The 7,418-nt window shown below is 56.5% G+C and carries 5 protein-coding genes and 1 pseudogene; all 6 read left to right on the top strand.

The features are described 5' to 3' along the window. Positions 1-286, top strand: a pseudogene (locus PEH01S_RS28640) (EstA family serine hydrolase); the annotation flags it as partial. 1 nt (position 287) lies between these two features. Further along, positions 288-908: a TetR/AcrR family transcriptional regulator gene (locus tag PEH01S_RS28635; RefSeq protein WP_127489557.1), complete on the top strand. Its 621-nt coding sequence runs from the start codon at positions 288-290 to the stop codon at positions 906-908. Next, on the top strand, positions 905-1,768 hold the full coding sequence (locus PEH01S_RS28630) for an alpha/beta fold hydrolase (protein WP_127489555.1): 864 nt from the start codon (positions 905-907) through the stop codon (positions 1,766-1,768). The genes PEH01S_RS28635 and PEH01S_RS28630 overlap by 4 nt, the downstream gene beginning before the upstream one ends. Before the next feature lie 67 nt (positions 1,769-1,835). Continuing rightward, a complete protein-coding gene (locus tag PEH01S_RS28625) occupies positions 1,836-3,356 on the top strand; it encodes a hypothetical protein (RefSeq protein ID WP_127489553.1) in 1,521 nt (506 codons plus the stop codon). Positions 3,357-3,616: 260 nt separating this feature from the next. Then, complete coding sequence (locus PEH01S_RS28620; RefSeq protein WP_127489550.1) at positions 3,617-5,662, top strand: methyl-accepting chemotaxis protein; 2,046 nt, start codon at positions 3,617-3,619, stop codon at positions 5,660-5,662. A 351-nt stretch (positions 5,663-6,013) separates the two neighbouring features. Then, positions 6,014-7,417, top strand: a complete 1,404-nt coding sequence (locus PEH01S_RS28615; protein WP_036713747.1) for an ABC transporter substrate-binding protein — start codon at positions 6,014-6,016, stop codon at positions 7,415-7,417. The last annotated feature ends 1 nt before the right edge of the window (position 7,418 follow it).

Raw genomic sequence — 7,418 nt, 5'->3', positions numbered from 1 at the left:
GGCGGAGCCGCCCGCCTCCGGCTGGTTCGACCGGGTGAACCGGGTCGATCTCGGCTACTCGCTCGGGCTGTGGAAGCCGATCCCTGAGCGTATGTTCGGCAGCAGCCTGCACGCGTTCGGGCACCCTGGGGCCGGAGGCTCGTTTTGCTTCGCGGATCCTGATCTTGGGATGGGCTACGCCTACGTTTTGAACCGGATCGGCGGCTATATGGACCGCAATCCGCGGGAAAATGCCGTGCGCTGCGCGGTATACGACTGTTTGAAATCAAGCCGGGAGGAAGAATAAGATGCCGAAATTTCGCAAAGAGGAAAAAGAAGCGATCCGCGAATGTTTGTTGTCCAAAGGAAAGGAGCTGTTCATCCAGTACGGTTTGAAGAAGACGAGCCTGGACGATATCGTGGCCGCTTGCGGCATCGCGAAGGGGTCGTTCTACAGCTTTTTTGCCTCCAAAGAGGAATTGTACTTCGAGATCGCCAAGCGGGAGGAAAGCTTCAAGGACAAGCTGCTGGCGGACATGCTGTCGTCGGAGCTTCCGCCTAAAGTCCTGCTCCACGAGTTGTTCCGGACAAGCTTCGAAACGATCGATGCGAATCCTTTTCTGCAGCGGGTGTTCCGGCAGGACGAATGGGAGCAGCTTGTCCGGAAGCTGCCGCAGGAAACGCTGCAGCAGCATGCGGAGGAGGATACCCGCGCCGCGCAGCGGCTCTTCGAGAAGTGGCAGGGGCAAGGGGCCATGCTGCCGCTGGAGCACGAGGTTGTCGCCGGGCTGCTTCGGGCGGTCGTTTTCGTCTCGCTGCATAAAGCCGAGCTCGGAGACGTCTACGGGCGGGTAGTGGAGCTGCTGATCCGTTTTGTGGTCAACGGACTGACGGCTTCGGATGCCGATGGAACGAGAGAAGGCCAATGAATCGGCACGTGGATGTTCACCGGTTCGAAGACCTGCCCTTGGAATACTCCGTTACAGGAGAGGGCGAGCCGATTCTTGTGATGCACGGCGGGCATTCCAACTGTTACGAGGAGTTCGGCTACGCGGCCTTGATCCGTCAGGGATACTGCTTGATCACCCCGTCCCGCGCGGGATACGGCGGCACCTCCAAGGCGCTAGGAGCGAGCTTGACCCGGGCTTGCCGGGCATACAACGACCTGCTGGATCGGCTGCAGCTCGGCAAGGTGCATTTGCTGGCCGTCTCAGCTGGCGGCCCAAGCGGCATCCGCTTCGCTTCGCTGTTTCCGGACCGTATCCGCACGTTCACGCTGCAATGCGCGGTGACGAAAGCTTGGTTGACTCCGCAGGACAAGGAATACCGCGTATCGCGGCTGCTGTTCCGCCCTCCTGCCGAAAAGGCGGTCTGGAAGCTGCTCGGCCGCTTGAACAACGGGTTTCCGCGCTTCGTTTTCAGGCAGATGGCGCCTTCGTTCAGCACCCTAACCCGGAGCGAAATCGCCGCCAATACCGGCGAGGGGGATTGGGAGGCGTTCCGCCGGATGAACAATCGGCAGCGGTCGGGCCACGGCTTTTTCATCGATTTGTCCCAGATCGGGGACATCGTCCCGTCGGAGCTGGAACATGTGCGGTGCCCGGCCCTTGTCCTGCACAGCAGACACGACCGTCTCGTCCCGTTGGAGCACGCCTTTCACGCGCATCGTCATCTTCCGCAATCGGAGCTTCGCCTGTTGGATACGTGGGGCCATTTGATTTGGCTCGGGAAGGGCGCGGAGGAGACGGACGAAGCGATGCTGGCCTTTTTGCGCGGAAATCGGATATAGGCGGCAGGCTTGCTTGTTGCAACCATTGGCATCCCTTTGCGTCTAATGGTTAAAAGGAGGGGGCTCCATGAACTGGAAAAAGCCTTTGGCTTGGTTGGCGCTTTGCTCGATGCTGCTTTTATGTTTCCCCGCGGCGACCCAAGCGGCTGCCGGAGGCAAGAAAGTGCGGCTTCCCGATTTTCCCGTGCTCATCAACGGCCATACGCTGGATAATTCAAAGCTGAAATACCCTTTTTTCGTATACAAGGACATTACTTATTTGCCGCTCACCTGGGAATATACCCGGGCGCTCGCCATCGCGCTGTCCTTCGATCAGGAGAAAGGGCTGCATATCGGCATGGGTGGAGGGCGATTAAGCGGAGGCTGGATAGACTGGAACAAGGAGGCGTTCCGCCCCGATTTGTCCGGGTCCAATCCGCGAAACCGCGCGTATACGGCGACCATGCCCGATTTCCCGGTAACGATAGGCAACAGCTATATCGATAACGGGAGCGAGCCGTATCCTTTGCTGGAATGGAACGACGTCACTTATTTGCCGCTGACTTGGAAATACGCTCACGATGCGCTGGGACTGGAGCTCGTATGGGACGATGCCAAGGGACTGAACGTCATCGGCGGACAGCAGCAGGTGCTCGGGGCGATTTACTACGACGATGCGGATTACTTGTATGTGTACCCCGAGCTGATTACGGAACCGGACCGGGGCGGCCTGAGAGTAAAGAAGTCGTTGGATGAGACGCCGATATGGATGACTAACAAAGAAACGGACGAGCTGCGAAAACGTATTGTAGAGCTGAAGCGGGAGACTGCGGGCGAACCGGCTTCTTTGGAGACGAGGGACGACGGCCTGTATTACCAAGGGCTGCACCTCATGACCAAGGAGCAAATTACGGTAAGTCCGGGAGAAGCGGGTATGGCGTATATCAGGGAACTGAAGGGTATGCGTTTTGAGCTGCCTTCCGGCATAACGCTGGTGTCCGTTGAAAAAATCACGGCTTACAACATTGGACGTTCATTATATGAATATCGTACGTTCCTCATTCTTGGAAAAAAAGTATCGGAAATCATAGAACTGCAGCAGCCTCTGGATCGGATCATTGCAAATGACGACGGGAGCTTCTGGCTGGTATCAAATGGAATGCCTACGCATGGTCGGATTATGACCGGCACCCAACGGCTCGCGCTGCTGGACGCTAAGGGTAACGTCCGTCTGGCGAACGAAGTTCTGAGCGAATCGGAAATTGTGGTGCCCGGCGTATCGACTCCGGGACTGAAAGAGCTGTTGACGGAAGATGGCGAGCTGCTGATCTACCGCAGCGGCATAAGCAATGACGGAAGTTTTTCGCCTCAGGATACGCAAGGGTATTATTGGCTGGACACCGGCTTCAACATTTCTAAAGCGGATGCTTTGGATGCGCTGGCCAAGGAAGAGAATTCCCAGGACCGCCCGAACCTGAATAGAGGGGGCGTCTATATGGGGAGCGACCGCAAATTTTACCTCCTACGAATGAAGAACAACACGATATTCAACTACTCGGATAACAAAACGGGCAGATGGTACGATGATGAGCTGCTCGCCACGCAATGAATAGCATGACGCTGGAGTTGATGCATATCGATGCGGTTCGAAGAAAGTATTTTATGGCGGATTGACCGCTCTGGCCCCAGTCGTAACATCCGAACTGGGGCTTTTTGCATTCATCGCCCGGAAAGGATGAGGGGCAGAGCCGTTACCGCGTACGGAAATATAAATGGCATGTAAACTTAGGGGATTTAGAGGGTTTTGACGAAAAATGTCGAATTATATTAAGTACACGACTCTATATCCATCCAAAGGGAGATGCCCTCATGAGACTTCGAAGCGTCAAAGCCAAAACGTTCTTCTTGTTTATGCCCGCCGTGCTTGTTTTGTTTGCTGCCGTCCTAGTCGCCGCTTATGTTTATGCCAAGGGGATCATTCTCGATCAGAGCCGATATGGCATGAACGAGCAATTGAAGAGCATCTCGAACGATATCGATACCCGGCTCGTTGCGCATACGAGGCTGCCGGAGATGATCGCTCATACGGTCGAGGAAACCTATACGAAGCTGACGCTTCAGGATTACCAGTCCATGACGAAGGGCGGGCTCCAAGTGAACGGGGAGACGTTCGGCGTCGGCATTTATTTTGAAGCGGGGGCGTATGACCCGAAAACAAAATACTTCTCCACGTATGCCTTCCGGGATAAGGACAGCCTCAAATCGACGGAAGACTACAGCGATCCCACCTACAATTATTTGAACCAGAATTGGTACAAAGCGGCCGTTAATCAAAAGGCTGCCGTTTATACAGATCCGTACTATGACGAAGTTACGAAGGTGTCCATGGTGACGGCGTCGGCTCCCATCTATCATGCCGGAAAACAGTTTATCGGCGTGGCGACGGGCGATATCGACCTGTCCACGCTGCAAAAGACCGTAGCGGACATGAAGGTGGGGGCCACGGGCTGGGCGTTTCTGATACATAAGGACGGCACTTATTTGGCCGGCCCGGATCAAGAAAAAGTGATGAAATCCAAGCTGCAGCAGGACCCCGATTCCGCATTGGCCGCTTTGGGGCAAGAGCTGCTGCAAAACAAAAACGGAAACACTACGTATGCTAGCGCCAACGGCGCAAACCACGTGTTCTATAAAGAAATTCCGAGGACGCAGTGGATTCTTGCGGTCGTGATGCCGGACAAGGAACTGACGGAGCCGCTTGCGCAGCTGCTGCTCAAGCTCTGTCTGATCGGACTGGCGGGGATTTTGCTGATTGCGGCGGTCATTCTGGTCTACAGCCGCGGGATTACCGTCCAAATCGCCAAGCTGAACAAGCTGTCCGAGAAGCTGGCGGCCGGGGATTTCACGCATCACATTCAGGTTTCAAGCCGGGACGAATTCGGGCAAATGTCGGAGCACTTCAACCGGACGACCGGCGAGCTTAGACAGATGCTGAACAAGGTGTCCGAGCATACGCTGCATGCCGCGTCCACCTCCGAGCAGCTGTCCGCCAGCGCCGAGCAGACCAGCAAGGTGGCGGAAAATATTTCCGCGACGATTCAAGAGGTGGCGATCGGCGCCGATGTGCAGCTTCGGGGAGCGGAGGAAACCGTTCGGGCGATGGATGAGCTGACGCTTGGGATTCAGCGCATTGCCGAGTCGTCTTCCTTGGTTCGCGATTCCTCCGAGGAAACGACGGCAAAAGCTTCGGAAGGCAACGCGAAAATCCAGGAAGCGGTAGCCGGCATGAATCAGGTGAACGAGAACGCCAAGCAGACGGCCGACATCATCCGGCAGCTTAACGCGCGTTCCCAGGAAATCGGCAAAATTATAGAAGTGATCACCGGGATCAGCAACCAGACGAATCTTCTTTCGCTGAATGCGGGGATCGAAGCCGCGAGGGCGGGGGAACACGGCAAAGGGTTCGCTGTAGTAGCCCACGAGATCCGCAAGCTATCGGAGCAAACGAAGCAATCCGCCGAGCAGGTCGGAAATCTGATCGACCAAATCCGGAGCTTCGCCGCGGAGGCCGCCGCCTCGGTGGAAACGGGCGCAGTGGAGATGGAGCGGGGGACCCGCTTGGTCGGTCAGGCGGGCGATGCGTTCCAGGCGATTCTGCATCATATTCATGCGATGGACGAGCAAATTCAAGAGGTTTCCGCCGCTTCCGAGCAAATGTCCGCGAGCTCCGAGCAAGTGAACGCAACGACGCAGGAGCTGTCCCGGATTGCGCGGGAGGCTGCGACCAATGCGCAGCATGTGGCCGCCTCCAGCGAGGAGCAGCTCGCGGCGATGGAAGAAATCGCCGCCTCTTCCGAATCGCTGACGCTCATGGTCGAGGAGCTTCGGGAGCTAATGTCCCGGTTCAAGGTCTAATCCTGCGGTTCAGCTTGCGGGAAATTGCCGGAAGGTGAGAACAGACGGTGCGGGGGAGCAGGGGATCCGTTTCGAGTCCCTGCTCTTCCCCACATGTGAAGTTGAATCAAGGAAGCGGAGCCCGAAGACCTATGCCTGCGCCGATAACCCGACGGCGCAGGCTTTTTTTTGTCCTGAAATTCCGAACTATTTAATCCTGGCATGAATGAGATGGCGTCAAACTTCCGTATGATGTTATATACATCACATTTTTACCCCCGTTATAATAGCTTCAAGGGATCGTGAAATTAAAATTTGTCATGATTGCCACGGGCAGTCTCCGTGAAAGGTCCCTAACCAGAACAGGGGGTAATGATCTTGAAGAAATGGACAACATCGTTCGGACTGTTTTCTTTGTCCGCTTTGGTAGCGCTTACGGCATGCGGGACGCCGGCGTCCCCGGGAAAAGAAGGCAAGGAGGCTGCGGCCGGCGAAGCGGCTGCGGAAGGCGGCAAGAAGACGCTGACGATCGCAACGGTGAACAACCCTGATATGGCCATTATGCAAAAGCTGGCCAAAGATTACGAGAAAGAAACCGGGACCACGGTGAAATTTTCGGTGCTGCCGGAGAACGATCTCCGCAAGCAGGTGACGGTTGACGTCTCCATGGGCGGAGGCAAGTACGATATTGTGACGATCGGCAACTACGACGCGGCCATCTGGGCCAAGAACAAATGGATCGAGCCGCTCACATCCTACTTCGACAGCATGCCTGCCGATGCGAAAGCGAAATACGACCTGGACGATATATTTCCGGCGGTCCGCGACGGCTTGACTTACGACAATCAATTGTATGCGCTTCCTTTTTACGGCGAAAGCAGCATGCTCTACTACAACAAGGACATGCTGGCCAAAGCCGGCGTGACGATGCCGGAGCATCCGACCTGGGAGCAGGTGGCGGAGATCGCCAAAAAAGTGAAGGCAGCGAACAACGTGCCGGGCATCGTGCTGCGGGGACTTCCGGGCTGGGGCGAGGTGCTCGCGCCGCTCAACTCGATCATCCATGCGTTCGGCGGCTCATGGTACGACATGAACTGGAACGCGAAGCTGAACAGCCCGGAAACGGTCAAAGCGGTGAAGTTTTACGCGGACCTGCTGAAGGAAGCGGGGCAGCCTGGGGCGACGACGACCGGCTTTACGGAAGCGCTCACGCTGATGTCGACGGGAAAAGCGGCCATGTGGTATGACGCGACGGTCGCGGCCGGATTTTTGAACAACCCGAAAAACTCTCAGGTCGTGGGCAAAATCGGCTATGTGAAAGCGCCGTCGGCGGCCAAGGACAACACCGGCTGGCTGTGGTCCTGGAACCTGGCGATCGAAGCGGCGAGCAAAAACAAAGCGGAGGCGTTCAAGTTCCTGACCTGGGCGACAAGCAAGGAATATATCGCCAAAGTCGGCGAAAGCGAAGGCTGGGTCGTCGCGCCTCCGGGCACGCGCAAGTCGACGTACGAGAATCCGAAGTACAAGGAAGCGGCGCCGTTTGCCGACATCGTGATGCAGTCGATGCTGTCCGCGGACTACAAAAAGCCGGCCAAGGATCCGGTGCCGTACCAAGGCATTCAATTCGTATCCATTCCGGAGTTCCAGCAGCTTGGCACGGAGGTCAGCCAAGATATCGCCGCCGCGCTGACCGGCAGCACCAGCGTCGAGGACGCCATGAAGAAGGCCCAGGAAAAAGCGGAAAAAGTCGCCGTCAGCGGCGGATACAAGAAATAAC

This window comes from Paenibacillus ehimensis NBRC 15659, assembly GCF_004000785.1.
Lineage (GTDB): Bacteria > Bacillota > Bacilli > Paenibacillales > NBRC-103111 > Paenibacillus_G > Paenibacillus_G ehimensis.
The sequence above is the reverse complement of the archived record's forward strand: the minus strand, read 5'-3'. Positions and strand labels throughout refer to the sequence as shown.